At 54.0% G+C, this 16,188-nt stretch carries 14 protein-coding genes; 7 read left to right on the top strand and 7 right to left on the bottom strand.

Annotated elements, in window-relative coordinates; all coding sequences use genetic code 11:
* The first annotated feature begins 9 nt into the window (after positions 1 to 9).
* Positions 10 to 1,422 (top strand): ATP-dependent RNA helicase SrmB, encoded by a 1,413-nt coding sequence (srmB, locus tag L975_RS01685; RefSeq protein WP_081995565.1) that lies wholly within the window; start codon positions 10 to 12, stop codon positions 1,420 to 1,422.
* A 132-nt stretch (positions 1,423 to 1,554) separates the two neighbouring features.
* Here the strand turns inward: srmB and yaaA are convergent, their stop codons facing one another.
* Both yaaA and L975_RS01675 read right to left on the bottom strand, forming a co-directional pair.
* Complete coding sequence (yaaA, locus tag L975_RS01680) at positions 1,555 to 2,331, bottom strand: peroxide stress protein YaaA (RefSeq protein ID WP_047706809.1); 777 nt, start codon at positions 2,329 to 2,331, stop codon at positions 1,555 to 1,557.
* 169 nt (positions 2,332 to 2,500) lie between these two features.
* Positions 2,501 to 3,946 (bottom strand): sodium:alanine symporter family protein, encoded by a 1,446-nt coding sequence (locus L975_RS01675; RefSeq protein WP_036770007.1) that lies wholly within the window; start codon positions 3,944 to 3,946, stop codon positions 2,501 to 2,503.
* A gap of 491 nt (positions 3,947 to 4,437) precedes the next feature.
* Here L975_RS01675 and tal point away from each other — a divergent pair, with 491 nt between their 5' ends.
* Entirely contained in the window at positions 4,438 to 5,391 is a 954-nt protein-coding gene (gene tal / locus L975_RS01670) for a transaldolase (protein ID WP_010864650.1), read from the top strand.
* A 190-nt stretch (positions 5,392 to 5,581) separates the two neighbouring features.
* Entirely contained in the window at positions 5,582 to 5,761 is a 180-nt protein-coding gene (locus tag L975_RS01665; protein ID WP_010864651.1) for a DUF3545 family protein, read from the top strand.
* Between the two features lie 91 nt (positions 5,762 to 5,852).
* Here L975_RS01665 and L975_RS01660 read toward each other — a convergent pair whose 3' ends face one another.
* Together L975_RS01660 and ung are read right to left on the bottom strand one after the other, a co-directional pair.
* Complete coding sequence (locus L975_RS01660) at positions 5,853 to 6,398, bottom strand: hemerythrin domain-containing protein (RefSeq protein WP_010864652.1); 546 nt, start codon at positions 6,396 to 6,398, stop codon at positions 5,853 to 5,855.
* A gap of 292 nt (positions 6,399 to 6,690) precedes the next feature.
* Positions 6,691 to 7,368, bottom strand: coding sequence for a uracil-DNA glycosylase (gene ung / locus L975_RS01655; protein WP_047706807.1), 678 nt, complete (start codon positions 7,366 to 7,368; stop codon positions 6,691 to 6,693).
* A 187-nt stretch (positions 7,369 to 7,555) separates the two neighbouring features.
* On the opposite strand from ung, the gene L975_RS01650 reads away from it, so the two are divergent.
* From L975_RS01650 to L975_RS01635, 4 genes are all read left to right on the top strand, one after another.
* The gene (locus tag L975_RS01650) at positions 7,556 to 7,870 is read left to right on the top strand and encodes a hypothetical protein (RefSeq protein ID WP_010864654.1); all 315 of its coding nucleotides are present in this window, start codon (positions 7,556 to 7,558) and stop codon (positions 7,868 to 7,870) included.
* Between the two features lie 189 nt (positions 7,871 to 8,059).
* Positions 8,060 to 8,443 (top strand): autonomous glycyl radical cofactor GrcA, encoded by a 384-nt coding sequence (gene grcA, locus L975_RS01645; RefSeq protein WP_010864655.1) that lies wholly within the window; start codon positions 8,060 to 8,062, stop codon positions 8,441 to 8,443.
* 228 nt (positions 8,444 to 8,671) lie between these two features.
* Complete coding sequence (locus tag L975_RS01640; protein WP_039045833.1) at positions 8,672 to 9,847, top strand: dicarboxylate/amino acid:cation symporter; 1,176 nt, start codon at positions 8,672 to 8,674, stop codon at positions 9,845 to 9,847.
* 22 nt (positions 9,848 to 9,869) lie between these two features.
* A complete protein-coding gene (locus L975_RS01635; RefSeq protein WP_047706805.1) occupies positions 9,870 to 11,039 on the top strand; it encodes an SPOR domain-containing protein in 1,170 nt (389 codons plus the stop codon).
* A 233-nt stretch (positions 11,040 to 11,272) separates the two neighbouring features.
* Here the strand turns inward: L975_RS01635 and thrC are convergent, their stop codons facing one another.
* From thrC to thrA, 3 genes are read right to left on the bottom strand one after another with little or no spacing between them, the layout of a single operon-like run.
* The gene (gene thrC / locus L975_RS01630) at positions 11,273 to 12,556 is read right to left on the bottom strand and encodes a threonine synthase (RefSeq protein WP_047706804.1); all 1,284 of its coding nucleotides are present in this window, start codon (positions 12,554 to 12,556) and stop codon (positions 11,273 to 11,275) included.
* A 3-nt stretch (positions 12,557 to 12,559) separates the two neighbouring features.
* The gene (gene thrB / locus L975_RS01625) at positions 12,560 to 13,507 is read right to left on the bottom strand and encodes a homoserine kinase (protein WP_010864659.1); all 948 of its coding nucleotides are present in this window, start codon (positions 13,505 to 13,507) and stop codon (positions 12,560 to 12,562) included.
* A 1-nt stretch (position 13,508) separates the two neighbouring features.
* Entirely contained in the window at positions 13,509 to 15,968 is a 2,460-nt protein-coding gene (gene thrA / locus L975_RS01620; protein ID WP_047706803.1) for a bifunctional aspartate kinase/homoserine dehydrogenase I, read from the bottom strand.
* Positions 15,969 to 16,188 lie beyond the last annotated feature (220 nt).

Below are 16,188 nucleotides of genomic sequence, written 5' to 3'. Positions count from 1 at the left end.
AGGTGAACCATGGTAGCGACACAATTTTCCGAATTAGATCTTGATCCACGTCTTCTGGCTGCACTGAAGGACAAGGGCTACGAACGCCCAACCGCCATTCAGAGCGAAGCCATTCCTGCTGCCATGGAAGGCCGCGATGTAATGGGCTCAGCCCCTACCGGTACCGGTAAAACCGCCGCGTTTTTGCTGCCGGCTATCCAGCACCTGCTGGACTACCCACGTAAAAAGCCGGGTGCCCCACGCGTACTGGTCTTAACACCAACCCGTGAACTGGCTATGCAGGTCGCCGATCAGGCCCGTGAGCTGGCCGCCAATACCCATTTGGCGATTGCGACCATCACCGGTGGTGTGGCGTATTTGAACCACGCTGAAGTGTTCAGCAAAAACCAAGATATCGTAGTAGCGACCCCAGGTCGTCTGCTGCAGTACATCAAAGAAGAGAACTTTGACTGCCGCGCCGTTGAAATTCTGATCTTTGACGAAGCCGACCGCATGCTGCAAATGGGCTTCGGTCAGGATGCCGAGAAGATCTCTGCCGAAACGCGCTGGCGTAACCAGACCTTCTTGTTCTCCGCTACGCTGGAAGGTGATGCGCTGCAAAACTTTGCCGATCGTCTGCTGAACGATCCGGTGAAGATCGAAGCTGAGCCGAGCCGCCGTGAGCGCAAGAAGATCCTGCAGTTCTACTACCGCGCCGATAATCTGGAGCACAAGACTGCCCTGCTGGCGCACCTGCTCAAGCAAGACGATGTTACCCGCGCGATCGTGTTTGTGCGCAAGCGTGAGCGAGTTCGTGAGCTGGTGGATAACCTGCACCGTCAGGGCATTATTGCCGGTTATCTGGAAGGGGAAATGGCGCAGACCCAGCGTACCCGCGCCATTGATAAGCTGAAAAACGGCGATATCAAAGTGCTGGTAGCGACCGACGTCGCCTCCCGTGGTATCGATATCGATGACATCAGCCACGTGTTTAACTTCGACCTGCCACGCACCGCCGATGCTTACCTGCACCGTATTGGTCGTACCGGTCGTATTGGCCGTAAAGGTACCGCGATCTCGTTGGTCGAAGCGCACGATTTTGACCTGCTGGGCAAAATTACCCGCTACATCAACGAAGAGCTGAAGTACCGCGTGGTCGACGAGTTGCGTCCACAGACCAAAGCGCCGAAGCACGAAGGTCGTAAAGGGCCATCGAAGAAGCAAAAAGAGCGGCAGAAGAAAAAACGCGCCGAGAAGCTGGAGCAGAAAACGGAAGAGAAAACCAAAATCCGGGTTCGCGACAAGAAAAACATCGGTAAGCGTCGTCAAGCGAGTAGCGAAGAGAACGTGGCCGCGAAGCAAAAGCTGGAGGCCGCTGCTCGCGCCGAGCGTAAACGCGCTCTGGCTGCACAACGCGCCGCCGAGGATGAGTACGACGATTAATCGGTCAACGTACCCCACATCCCCATACAACACAGCCCGCCTTGTGCGGGCTGTGTGCTATTTGGCGCTTGCTTGCATTAGAGCTTACGTGAATTAACGTTGTTAGGGTGAACCCCATCCTACCGCCATCACTTACAGCTCCGCATCGCGGCGGAACACCCACTCCAATTCGGTGGATGCCTCTGGGCAGTAGGCATAGCCCTCATAATCAAAATCTTTAAGCTGCTCAGGCTCAGTCAAACGCTCGGTGATGATAAAACGACTCATCAAGCCACGCGCTTTTTTGGCGTAGAAGCTGATGATTTTGTACTTACCGTTTTTGCGGTCTTGAAACACCGGCTTGATAATCGTCGCGCGCAACTTGGCCGGTTTCACTGCTTTGAAATACTCATCCGATGCCAGATTAATCAGCACCGCATCGCCTTGCTCTTGCAAGGCCTGATTCAACGTCTCAGTGATCTGCTCGCCCCAGAATCGGTACAGATCGGCACCTGCTGGGTTGGCCAAGCGGGTCCCCATCTCTAAGCGATACGGCTGCATCAAATCCAACGGCCGCAATACGCCATACAGACCGGACAACATACGCAGGTGCTGCTGGGCAAAATCAAAATCCGCTTCACTGAATTGCTCGGCCTGCAAACCGGTATACACATCGCCTTTAAAGGCCAAAATCGCTTGCCGCGCATTCTCTAGGCTAAACGGCGGTTGCCATTCGGCAAAACGGGCCGCATTCAGACCAGCCAGTTTGTCACTGATGCTCATCAAGGAAGCAATTTGCGCCGGAGTCAGCGCACGGCAGATGTCAATCAGCTCAGCGGCCGGCGCCAAGAGCGTTGGCTGGGTAAAACGGGTGGTAGCCAGCGGACTGGTGTAATCCAGCGTTTTGGCCGGCGAGATAACAATCAACATAGCGCGCTCATCCTCATGCGACAAAATAGGGCGACAGGCCACTCGATGCGCCTTACCGCGGCGAGCCTCAACACTCGCTCCAATCTGATAGGTTACTGTAACAAAAAAGCCACGCGGGGTTGAAGAACTCCCCGCGTGGCTTTTTCAATGGCTGCAATAGCTGAATCTGTTATTCGGCCATTTTACGCAGCGCGTCTGGATCATCCCAAATACCCGGCTCAAGCTGGCTGTGCAGCTCAGGATACTTACGCACATCGAATACTGGCAATTTGCCAGAATCGAGCTGTTCGTTGTAATCCTTGGCCAGCTTGATAGCGGTACCTGACAGCAACAAGATAGCAATCAGGTTAGTCAGCGCCATCAGGCCCATAGAGATATCCGCCATCGCCCAAACAATCGGCAACTCGGCCACGGCGCCGAAAATCACCATGCCCAGCACCATGCCACGGAACATCAGCAGACGCTTATTGCCGTTATGCTCCAAGAACACCAAGTTGGTTTCTGCGTACGCATAGTTGGCGATGATAGAGGTAAAGGCGAAGAAGAACACCGCTACTGCGATGAAGATTGCGCCCCAATCACCCACCGCAGTCGACAGCGCACGTTGCGTCAGGTCGATGCCGCTCATGCCCTGACCGGTTTCCAGCGTGCCGGAAGTCAGGATAATTGCCGCGGTGGCGGTACAGATAACGATAGTGTCCATAAACACGCCCAGCATCTGCACATAACCTTGTGAAGCTGGATGTGGCGGATACGGCGAAGCGGCCGCTGCAGCGTTTGGCGCCGACCCCATACCGGCCTCGTTAGAGAACAGACCGCGTTTCACGCCGTTAATCATCGCTTGGCTAATGGTGTACGCCAAGGTACCGGCCGCCGCTTCCTGCCAACCGAACGCACTTTTCACGATCAGTGCAATCACATCCGGCAGCTTGCTGATGTTGATACCCACGACATACAAGGCCAGCAGCAGGTAAACCAGCGCCATCACCGGCACAATCAGCTCTGCCACGCGGGCGATGGTGCGCACACCACCGAAGATGATCACCGCGGTCAGCACCACCAGACCAATCCCCACGCCCAGCTGCGGCACACCAAAGGCCACATGCATCGCTTGCGCAATGGAGTTGGACTGAACCGCGTTAAACACCAGACCGAAGGCGATGATCAAGAAGATGGAGAACAACACCCCCATCCGACGCATGCCAAGGCCCTTTTCCATGTAATACGCCGGACCACCACGGTAGTTGCCCTGATCATCTTTGGTCTTGTACAGCTGTGCCAGCGTACTTTCGACGAACGCAGTCGCCATACCGATGAAAGCGACCACCCACATCCAGAAAATGGCTCCCGGGCCACCCAGTGTCAGCGCCACGGCAACACCGGCCAGGTTACCGGTCCCGACACGGGCGGCAAGACTGGTACATAAAGCTTGGAAAGAGGAGATACCGGAATCATCGGAACGACGGCTGCGACGCAAGATAGAGAACATATGACCGAAATGACGGATTTGCAGAAAACCCAATCTCAGCGTGAAAAACAGTCCAGCACCCAACAAGAAATAGATAAGCACCGATCCCCATAGGAGATCGTTAACAAACGAGATTAAGGCATTCACAGCAAACCCTCTGAAAAATAGTTATGAAATCAGATATTTAATATTAAAATTATTATAGTTGCTCCGTTTCTTCAGAGCTTATTTCTGCTGCCGTCACTGCAGTTGGCACTGCTGCGGAGCAGATTGTTCTGCCGTAGAACCAAAACAGGGTAACGGTGTATAGATAAAAAGGTCAATTTGCAATTGCTAACCAAACGATTGCGCAAAAATAAGATAGCATACACTGAAAATTGTTACAAAGATCACACCGGATAACCGTTTCCGCAAAAACCTCTGCCCTTACTCAGGTATGCCCCCACGTGCTATTATCACAAGCCAACCAGGAAGGATCTGCATATGCAATTGATGCCAGTGCAACACAGAGGTTGGGTCTGCCACCTCTTCTATTGTCTGCTGCCCTGACACCGACTGGCTATGCAGCCGTGTACTGAATTATCCGGATAATCCGAGAACCGGTTTTTCCACGCACACCAACGTCGAGATAACTACAAATGGCTGACAAACTCTCTGCTCTACGCAAACTCACCACAGTTGTAGCGGACACTGGCGACATCGAAGCCATCAAACGTTACCAACCGGAAGATGCCACCACTAACCCGTCACTGATCCTCAACGCCGCCCAGATCCCGGAGTACGCGCCGCTGATCGATGATGCCGTTCGTTATGCCAAGGCACAGAGTCAGGATAAAGCCCAGCAAATCGTTGATGCCGCCGACAAACTGGCTGTCAACATCGGCCTGGAAATTCTGAAAATTGTTCCAGGACGCATATCCACTGAAGTGGATGCGCGCCTGTCTTATGACACCGAAGCCAGTCTGGCTAAAGCTCGCAAGCTGATCCGTCTGTACAACGAAGCCGGGATCAGCAATGACCGTATTCTGATTAAACTGGCCTCGACTTGGCAGGGTATTCGCGCAGCGGAAATCTTAGAGCAAGAAGGGATCAACTGTAACCTGACCCTGCTGTTCTCCTTCGCCCAAGCTCGCGCTTGTGCGGAAGCCGGTGTGTTCCTGATCTCCCCATTCGTGGGCCGCATCATGGACTGGTACAAAGCCAACACCGAACAGAAGAGCTTTGCGCCGCATGAAGATCCGGGTGTTATCTCCGTGACTTCTATCTACAACTATTACAAGCAGCACGGCTACCACACTGTGGTTATGGGTGCGAGCTTCCGTAATATCGGTGAAATCACCGAGCTGGCCGGTTGCGACCGCCTGACTATCGGCCCGAACCTGCTGCAAGAGCTGGCTGAAGCCGAAGGCGAACTGCCGGTGAAACTGGCGTACCACGGTGAAGTTCTGCCGCGTCCTGCACGCATGACCGAAGCGGAGTTCTACTGGCAGCACAACCAAGATCCAATGGCTGTCGAGAAACTGTCTGACGGTATCCGTAAGTTTGCCGTCGACCAAGGCAAACTGGAGCAGATGATCGAAGCGCGTCTGTAATCGCCCAGTTGCTGTGCAACTATCTGCAAAAAGGTGCGTATATCGCACCTTTTTTGTTGCCGATCACAGCCCAGAAAATAATTCATCGCCACACAACAAAACCGTCACCAACTTGTTCTATTTTCAACCTTGCTGTGCTATTACCAAAACCGATTAACCACGTAGCACTAACACGTAGCGAGGTAACACCATGGAAGGGTATTTCTTCGACGAAACTGACACGAGTGAGAAAACTTCACGTGGAGGGAAACAGCAGAAGAAAAGGAAATGGCGTGAAATCGAAGCACTGAAAGACAAGTACCGCCTGCAACGCGAACTGAAAAGCATCGATATTCTGAACGACTACTCACTGGAAGACCTGCGTTTCTAAGCCCCTTTTCAGACCCGCCGCTGGCGGGTCTGCCGTTTCTCAGCATCTCTTAGCGTTTATCAACACAAAGTCTTGGCCACCCGCCGAAGCCTTAGCTCACCGCACTTTGTAAACGGGTCGCCAGCTGCACATATTGAGCGGTGATCGCATCGCCGAATAACGGATCGGCAGTTAACGGCTGTAATTGCCCCATCAACTGCTGCCAGTCCGCCGGTTGCAAGGTGGTTTTCAGCAAAGGAAAGATCTGTTGCTCTTCCAACACGATATGCTGACGCTGCAATGCAATGAAATAGCGTACTTTTTCCGTTAACAGCGCGGTTGGAATAATCTGGTCCGCCATCACCATCTGCAGCAGGGCATAAAACTGCTGACACGCCGCCGACAACGTTTCATGGGCCTGTGCCAGTGACGCTATCTGCGCCGCCTCATCCGGATACTGGGTGCTGAAATAGGTATAAATCTGATCTTCGAGGCAGTGGTGATGCTGTTCGGCATGTGGGATCAGGTACTCCGCCACATCGCGCAGCAGACGGTAATTTACCCCGTCGCCACGCTCTAGCCCGGCTAACTCTTCTTCCAGAACCGCCAGTAACCGGCTGATATTGGTATGCTCACGCGTCAACTGGGTCAGCAGCATGATCTTCTCCTTGTCCGTGGATATTGTCCGTGGATATCGTCCTTGGGATCACACAGAACGCCCTTCCCTTCGCGATGGAAAGGCGGCGCTTGATGACCCAGACCACCGGTACTGACAATCCCCGCAGGCGCTGGTCTTCACTGGCGTGTTATCCCCAATACTCCTTGTTGTACCACTCTCGGCCAACACTGCTGAGGATAAATGCTGTTTTTTTAATCAACCTCACACACTTGAGGTGACGCGTTTCAGCTATGCAACACGGCTCGCGCTTGTAGCACGTAGCTAACTCGATTTAGAGCACCGGTTGCCAGTCAATGGCCGGTAAATTTTGCTGTGCTAACAGCTGATTCGTTTGTGAAAAGTGGCGACACCCCAAGAAACCACGGTGTGCCGACAGTGGCGAAGGATGCGGCGCCGTCAGCACATGGTGACGCTGACGGTCAATAATGCGGCCCTTTTTCTGGGCATGCGCGCCCCACAGCAAGAAGACCACCCCTTGGCGATGTTCGTTGACGGCGGCAATCACGCGATCGGTAAAGGTTTCCCAGCCCAGCTTAGCATGCGAATGCGCTTGACCACGCTCCACGGTTAGCACGGTGTTGAGCAGCAACACGCCCTGATCGGCCCAGCTTTTCAGGTAACCGTGCTGCGGGATCTGAAAGCCCGCAATATCCTGCGCCAGCTCTTTGTACATATTGACCAGTGAAGGCGGCACCGGCACCCCTGGCTGCACCGAAAAACACAAACCATGCGCCTGATTGGGGCCGTGATACGGGTCTTGCCCTAAGATCACCACTTTTACCTGCTCAAACGGGGTGTAGCGAAAGGCATTGAATACATCGTGCTCCGGCGGATAAATCTCTTTCCCCGCCGCGCGCTCAGCCGCTACATAGGCCATGGTGTCCAGAAAATAGGGTTGCTGCTTTTCAGCGCCAATCACATCGCTCCAGTTCAGCTCGGGCATGTGCATCTCCACTCAGATAATCGTTAACAAGGCGTAAGCTTACCCCCTTCGCTACTGGCTTATCCAGCCTTGCACGCACCTATCTGCGCCAGATCTGCGCTAAGGTCGCATTTTAGCGCCTGCGGTTTGGCGCAGTTCTGCGCTTGTTGCTAAACTGTTAACACTACTCCTCTGACTGTGCGTGAGGCAACTTATGTCGATGATCAGCGCAAAAGAGTTTGCTCACTGGCTGTTTGAGCGCTTTAAAAACAATAAACAAGGCGTCTACCTGACTCGTAAGGACATCAGCCAACTCAGCGGACGGACTAAATTCAGCGTGGACTTTGTACACGACATTCATCATGAGCTGATGCCGCTCGGTATGGCCTTTGTGACTGACACCGCGCGCGAATACTTTTTCCTGCTTCCACTCTCCAATCAATACTGGCGCCATTCACTGGAAGAGCAGTATCAACACGACTTCTTAAACGTTCTGCAGTTCGACAAAATCGAAAAACGCCAGCCATAAAACCGAATCCAGATCAATTTTCACCTTTCGGCGCGCATCTCACGATGTGCGCGAGATCATTTTTATACATTTGAATAAACCTTACTTTGAATCAGGATATTGACATACATCAAACAAGGTCACACAATAACCATCAACAAAGGTTGTAAACTATCAACTCTTTCTATAATTACCTTGCGGGAGATCGCTATGATTACTGGGATTCAGATCACCAAAGCTGCCAATGATGCACTGCTGAACTCTTTCTGGTTGCTGGATAGCACCACCGGTGAAGCGCGTTGTGTATGCGCCAAGAGCGAATACGCTGAAGATCAAATCGTTCCAGTTAACGATCTGGGCGAAATCGAATACCGTGAAGTAGCGCTGGACGTACAACCGACTGTACGTGTGGAAGGCGGTCAGCACCTGAACGTTAACGTTCTGCAGCGTGAAACGCTGGAAGATGCGGTTAATCATCCAGAAAAATACCCGCAGCTGACTATCCGTGTATCTGGTTACGCGGTACGTTTTAACTCTCTGACTCCAGAGCAGCAGCGCGACGTTATCACCCGTACTTTCACTCAGAGCCTGTAATTGGCTGCGGGAAAAATCCCCGCGGGATGTTCTCATCCTCTCTGATGCTTCTCTCCAACAGGCGGTTTCTAACCGCCTGTTTCATTTACATGAAGTCTCCTGATACTCCCCGTAATTAGTCACAGAAATCTCTAATTCATTATGGTATTTTGTTTGATACAGCTACACAGTTCGTAACTGTTAGCAATAAAAAATATAGCCATTAGAATTTAGTACAGGATTCTTCTCATGAAACTTATCGCCAAGCTCATCGCCGGGATACTGGCCGGGCTACTCTTGGGCTTTTACGCCCCCGAATGGGTTATCCGTCTACTATTGACTGCCAAGTCATTGATCGGAGAACTGATCAACTTCACCATTCCACTGATTATTTTGTTCTTCATCACCAGTGGGATCGCCAGCTTGCCGCGTAACTCAGGTAAAATCCTGGGTAAAACCGTGATCTTGGCTTATGCCTCGACCATCGTGGCGGGTACCTGTGCATTCCTGATTGCCGGTCAGGTTATTCCATTGCTCGCCGAAAACGCAGTGAACACAGAAGCCGTTGCCAATAAGCTGACACCGTTTATTCAACTGTCGATCCCGCCACTGTTTGGTGTGATGACCGCGCTGGCGACCGCCTTCCTGTTCGGGATCGGTATCAGCAAGACCCAGAATAAAACCCTGAAAGAAGCCAGTGATGGCGGCCGCGATATCATCGACGGTCTGCTGGCCAAAGTGATCATTCCGGTACTGCCGTTCTACATTGCCGGGGTCTTTGCCGAAATGACCATCGAAGGCACGGTATTCACCACCCTGAAAACCTTCGGGATCGTGCTGGCACTGGCCATCGTGATGCATTGGCTGTGGCTGACCGTGCTGTATGTCGGCGCGGGGATCATCTCTGGTCGTTCACCACTGTTCCTGCTGCGCACCATGCTGCCAGCTTACTTCACAGCGGTCGGTACCATGTCTTCTGCCGCCACCATTCCGGTCACTCTGCGTCAGACCAAAGCGATGGGCGTGAACGAAGGCGTGGCGAACTTCACCATCCCGCTGTGCGCCACCATCCACCTGTCAGGCTCCACCATTACACTGGTAACCTGTGCTACTGCGGTGATGTATCTGGCACAGCACATGGATATCCCAAGCCTGATGACCATGTTGCCGTTCATTCTGATGCTGGGGATCACCATGATTGCTGCACCAGGAGCTCCGGGTGGCGCGGTGATGTCAGCACTGGGGCTGCTGGGTTCAATGCTGGGCTTTACCGAAGCGCAACTGGCGCTGATGATTGCCCTGTATCTGGCACAAGACAGCTTCGGTACCGCCTGTAACGTAACCGGTGATGGCGCCATCAGCCTGCTGGTCGATACTGGGTTTGAAGCGGAAACCGAAGCCAGCAACAAGCCTGCTGAAGCCTAATTGATGCTCAGTTAAGCAAACCATGCGTAACCGGCACGGATGCCCGTTCAACTCACACACGCTGTACCGTTATCTGACGTACAGCGTGTGTTGTTTATTGTTGCTCCTGTCCGGTTGCGCCGCACCACTCAAACCGACCACCTGCACCCCACGTCTGACCCTGCATTTGCTGTACCCATCCGCCAGCGCGCAGGCCCTCACCTATCGCAATCCCGAAGGCGAGCAGTTATACCTTTCGCCGACACTGCTGCAATGCCAGCACATTGATGATGTGTTTTATATCTATTCGATGGATGGCAGCGGGCCGACGCTGCGCCTTGACCTCGCGCCGCAAGGGCAAGCGATTCTCTCGCAGCAAACCAGTGAACACGTGCGTGGCAATTTAGCGATTTTGATTGATGGCCAACTGCTGGCAACGCCCATTATTCAAATGCCGATTGATGGTAACTCACTCCTGATTAATGGCATCAATGATGAAGTGGTGGCCAAATCATTGGTCAATAGCATGAAAGCGCAGAGCAATATCGGTCGTTATCAGGTTTCCGCACATCGGCGCACCGAAACGCCGGTACTGTTTCAAGCCGGCATGCAATTGCAGCCTCTAATAGCACAAACCACGCTTCCTACGTCCACTGATGTTGAAGCTGAAGCCTCGAATCCAGACACATCCCCTCGCGCGGCGCAAACGGCTGACTTAGCCGTAGCCGACACGACCGAGCTAGACCGCCAGCGCCAAGCGCCGAGTGCCAACCATGAAGTGCAATTAGGCATAGCGCTGAACAAGGCCGAACTGCTGCAACAAACGCTGCCTAAATTACGGGCCATGAATAACAGCAATTACACCATCCAACTGCTGGCCACGCGTAACTACCCGATCGCACAAGCCTTACTGCAAGAGCCGGGGATCAAAAGCCCGCTCTATCTGTATCGCACTTGGCGCAGCGGGCAAGACTGGTATTTGGTGGTCACCGGTGAATTTGCCACCCTGAGCGAAGCGCGCAGCGCGGCAACCAGCGAAAAAATGGCGCAGCTGTACCACGATGCGTGGGTCAAAAGCGTACGTAAAGTGCATCAAGAGCTGAACGCTAATGCGCCCAGTGCGGCCAAAACCAACACGCCACAAAAGAGCGCAACACCCGCTAGCCGAAAATCAGTCACCGATAGCGCACTACCCAATACCGCCGCACGCTAGCGCGCACCGGCAGGATATTCTTGCCCATAACGTCAACGCTGAAATATCAGCACCTTTTTAGCCCCCGCCCCAAAAGCCAAAAAAACAAAAAAACAAAAGTAAGCTTCGCCATAAAAAAACCGCCTCCCAAGGGAGACGGTCTTCATAGCGACAGCAGTGCTCAGGCCGTAGCGCAATAGCAAAATAAAAACGCGCTTTACCCGGCACGCTTATGCCCTGCTAACAGCCAGCACTTACAGCAAATGCTGCTGTAACCACTGTTTTAATGCAGCAAAATCCGCAGGCATGGCTTGCGACAGCAGTGGCAATTGCGCGCGCTCGGCCAATGCTGGCGGCAGATCAATGTCGCGCGCCAAGATAGCTTCGACACTCTCTTTAAACTTAGCCGGATGCGCAGTACACAAAAAGACGCCAGTTTCACCCGGACGCAACTGCTCCGACAGCACTTGATAGGCAGTGGCGCCGTGCGGCTCGCACAGATAACCTAACGCATCCAGTGTGCGCAGCGTGTCACTGACCGCCTCATCACTAACCGCGCCATAGGCCAACAGCGGCATCTGACACTCTTTGCGGCGATACAGCTCTTCAATGCGCGGCCAGTTGTTTGGCCGGCTCACGTCCATCGAGTTAGACAACGTGGCAACCGTCTCACGCGGTGCCCACTCTTTGGTAGCCAAATAACGCGGCACCGTATCGTTGGCATTGGTGGCCGCAATAAAACGTTTTACCGGCAGCCCCATCGCTTGAGCCAGCAAACCGGCGGTTAAGTTACCAAAGTTACCGCTTGGCACCGCCACCACCAACTGATTGCGCGCCGCCTGCGGCAACTGCGCCACCGCTTCGAAGTAGTAACAGATTTGCGCCAGCAAGCGGCTAATGTTGATCGAGTTCGCCGAATTCAGGCCAATCGCCTGACGCAGCGTTTCATCATCAAATGCTTGTTTCACTAAGGCTTGGCAAGCATCAAAATCGCCATCCACGGCCAACGTGGAAATATTGCCGCCCAGTGTACAAAACAGTTTTTCCTGCAGCGGACTGATCTTGCCTTGCGGATACAAGATCACCACTTGGATCTGCTCGATGCCGGCAAAAGCATGCGCCACCGCTGCGCCAGTATCTCCTGAGGTCGCAGTCAGGATGGTGATCTTTTCATCCCCCGCCACTTCAGCCAACACTTGCGCCATAAACCGGCCACCGAAGTCTTTAAATGCCAGCGTCGGGCCATGGAACAGCTCCAGCGCATAAACCGAATCAGACACCTGCTGCAGCGGCAGCGGGAAATCAAAGGCCGTCGCCACCATCTGCTGCACCTGCTCCGGCGTCAGCTCATCGCCAATCAAGCGACTTAAAATGCATGCACTACGCTCGACAAACGGCAATGCCAACAGCTCATCGATGTTGGCCAGTAACGGCACATCAAACGGGAAAAATAGCCCCTGCTGGCGACCCAATCCCTGACGCACCGCCTGTGCGAAGCTTACCTGCTCGTTGTGGTCCTTGATGTTATACAGTTTCATGCGTTACCCCAGTATGCGTGCCCCTGCCCGATCCATGCGGCAGATATGGACAAATCCTTCGTCATTTTGCAGATAGTTATCACTTAACCAGCGCGCGACACGGCTGGCCACCGCGTAATCGGCGCACACCGAGAACAGGGTTGGACCAGAGCCAGAAATGCCGGTCGCCAGCGCGCCGCAATCGCGCGCCTGACGGCGCGCTTCGGCAAAGCCTGGCAATAGCCGCTCACGATACGGCTCGGCGATCACGTCTTTGATCATCTGCGCGGCCAGCCGTGGCTGATGGCTGTAACAAGCATGGATAAACCCAGCTAGATGGCGACCATGAGCAATACAGTCTTGGCGACGGTATTGCGCCGGTAAAATTGCGCGCGCTTCCGCAGTCGATACCTTGATGCCCGGATAGGCCATCACCCAGTACCACTCGTCAAAACAGGGCACTGACTGACTGATGATCCCCATCTCTTCCAGCATCAGCTGCAAGCCGCCCAAATAGCATGGTGCCACGTTATCGTAGTGCACGCTGCCCGAGATGCGACCTTCCAGTTCGCCCATCATGGCCAGCATGGCATGCTCATCAAACGGGCGGTCATGCCATTCATTGAGCGCCACCAGCGCCGCCACAATCGAGCAGGCACTAGAGCCTAGCCCCGAGCCAATCGGCATGTTCTTTTCCAAAACCAGTCGCACCGGTTTGACCTTGCCGCCTTGTAAGCGCAGACGCTCACTGAACAGCACCCAACACTGATAAACGATGTTTTCCTGCGGATTGACCGGCAATTTATCGACAAACCGCCCGCGACACGCCAGCTCAAACGGTTCGCTGCAAGCCTCGGCACTGACCACATCCCCGAGCAAGGTACCGTCCACCGGACTGACCGCCGCGCCCAGCACATCGAATCCGACACTCACATTGCCAATCGAGGCCGGGGCATACACTTTGATTCCCATCTTAGACTCCCCGTTTCCACGGCAGGGTACGCAGCAGATCGGCGAAGATCCCGGCAGCGGTCACATCGTTGCCCGCGCCATAGCCACGCAATACCAGTGGTAGCGGCTGATAATAGCGGCTATAAAACGCCAATGCGTTCTCGCCATCTTTGACTTTAAATAACGGATCATCGGCCCCCACCGCCTGAATTTCAGCGCGGCACTGACCTTCTTCAATGACCCCAACATAGCGCAGCACTTTGCCTTCACTGTTGGCGGCCGCCACTCGCGCGGCAAACTCCGCATCCAACTGCGGTAAGCGCGCCATGAAGGAGGCGGTATCGCCACTGGCATCGAAACTGGCTGGCAACACGCCTTGCACCTGAATATCGCTCAACTCCAGTGGGTAACCGGCTTCACGGGCCAGGATCAAAAGCTTACGCGCCACATCCATCCCCGAGAGATCATCGCGCGGATCTGGCTCGGTATAACCGTTTTGGCGCGCCAGCGCTGTGGCCGCCGACAGGCTCATGCCCTCTTCCAATTTACCGAAGATAAATGACAAGGAGCCTGACAACACGCCGCTAAAGCGACTCAACTCATCACCGGCATTGAGCAAGTTTTGCAGGTTTTCAATCACCGGCAAACCCGCGCCGACGTTGGTTTCATACAGAAACTTACGGCGACTGCTTTGTGCGGTACGGCGCAGCAAACGGTAATAATCAAGCGATGACGTATTGGCTTTTTTGTTCGGGGTGATGACATGGAAACCGGCGGCCAAGAAGTCGGCATACTGATCGGCAATTTTCTGATCCGAGGTGCAATCCACAATCACCGGATTGAGCAGATGATACTGATTGACCACCCGGATTAGGCGAGCAAAGGAATAAGGCTCATTGGCGGCGCTGATTTGATCACGCCAGTGCTCCAGCTCGATGCCATTAACATCCAACAGCATTGAGCGTGAATTGGATAAGCCGCAAACCCGCAGCTGAATATTTTGCGCCAGCAAACGTGGCTGCTGACGGCGAATTTGCTCGACCAGCGCGCCACCAACACCACCGACGCCGATGATAAACACATCCAGCACCTGACGAGAGTTAAACAGCGCCTCATGGCAGGTCCGTACCGCTTCGGTGACCTTCTCATCGGCAATCACCGCGGAGATAGAGCGCTCAGACGAGCCCTGCGCGATCGCCACGATATTGATGTTGGCCTGTGCCAGCGCAGTGAAAAAGCGCGCTGAGATGCCACGCGCAGTGCGCATACCATCACCGACCACCGACACTACCGCCAGTTTTTCCTGCACATCCAACGGCTCTAACAGACCGTTTTTCAGCTCCAGATAAAACTCATCGTTCAACGCACGGCGCGCTTTGGCTAACTCGGCTTGTGGCACACAAAAACTGATGCTGTATTCAGAAGAGGACTGGGTGATCAGCACCACGGAGATCCCCGCGCGTGACATCACCGAGAACACCCGTGCCGCCATGCCGACCATGCCTTTCATGCCAGGGCCTGACACGTTCAGCATCGCCACATTGGATAAGTTAGTGATGCCTTTGACTTCCAGCTGCTCGGCGCCACTTTCCGCGCCAATTAAGGTACCTTCGGCTTGCGGGTTGGCAGTGTTTTTAATCAGGCACGGGATCTGGAACTGAGCAATCGGTAAAATGGTACGCGGGTGCAAAACCTTCGCGCCAAAGTACGACAGCTCCATCGCTTCCGGATAGGACATGGATTTGAGCAAACGCGCATCCGGCACCAAACGTGGGTCGCAGGTATACACGCCATCGACGTCAGTCCAAATTTCGCAGCACTCGGCGCGCAAACAGGCGGCCAGCACTGCGGCGGAATAGTCGGAGCCATTACGCCCCAGCACCACCAGCTCACCTTTTTCATTGCTGGCGGTAAAGCCTGCCATCAGGGCCACCGCGCCTTGCGGAATAGGATCGGCCTGAAAACGGGCGGTCGATACCTCGATATCCACGGTCGACTCCAGATAGCCACCGCGCGCCAGCAGTTTTTCCACCGGATCCAACACCTTAACCGGATAGCCGCGCGCCACAAACAGCGCGTCCATAATGGCAATCGACATCTTCTCGCCACGGCTGATAATGCTGGCATTGATGCTATCTGGGCACTGCCCCAGCAAACTGATCCCATGCAGTAGCTGGCGCAAATTGGCAAACTCGCGCGCCAACATGCTCTTGACGCTTTCCAGCGCAAACGCTGGCAACTCGGCATGCAGCCCCTGCACTAAATCGGCAAAAATCTGCTCGGCATCATTGAGGTTCGGTTGGATATCCTGACCGGCCACAGTTTTATCAATCATGGCCACCAGATGGTTGGTGATTTTGGCTGGAGCCGATAACACCGCGGCGACCTGCCCCTGCTGGGCATTGCTCTCGATGATGTCAGCGGCACGTGCAAACCGTTCGGCATTGGCCAGAGAAGTGCCACCAAATTTCAATACCCGCATCGTTGTACTCCCTTTACAAGTCCATCTCCGTTACCGTATCGCTCAGGATAACGGTTCCGTTAACTTTATGTTTTGCCGTGTTATGCAGGGCGATCACGCTCTGACATGTAACAGCAAACAATCCATCGTATCCATTCCGTGTTACCGCATGACACCGAGTCGCGCTGTGAAAACGGGTAGCAAAAAAAAGGCCCGTTCCGGTGAGGGTAACGGGCCTGGA

This window comes from Plesiomonas sp. ZOR0011 (genome assembly GCF_000800945.1).
Lineage (GTDB): Bacteria > Pseudomonadota > Gammaproteobacteria > Enterobacterales > CAMTGL01 > Plesiomonas > Plesiomonas shigelloides.
The sequence above is the reverse complement of the archived record's forward strand: the minus strand, read 5'-3'. Positions and strand labels throughout refer to the sequence as shown.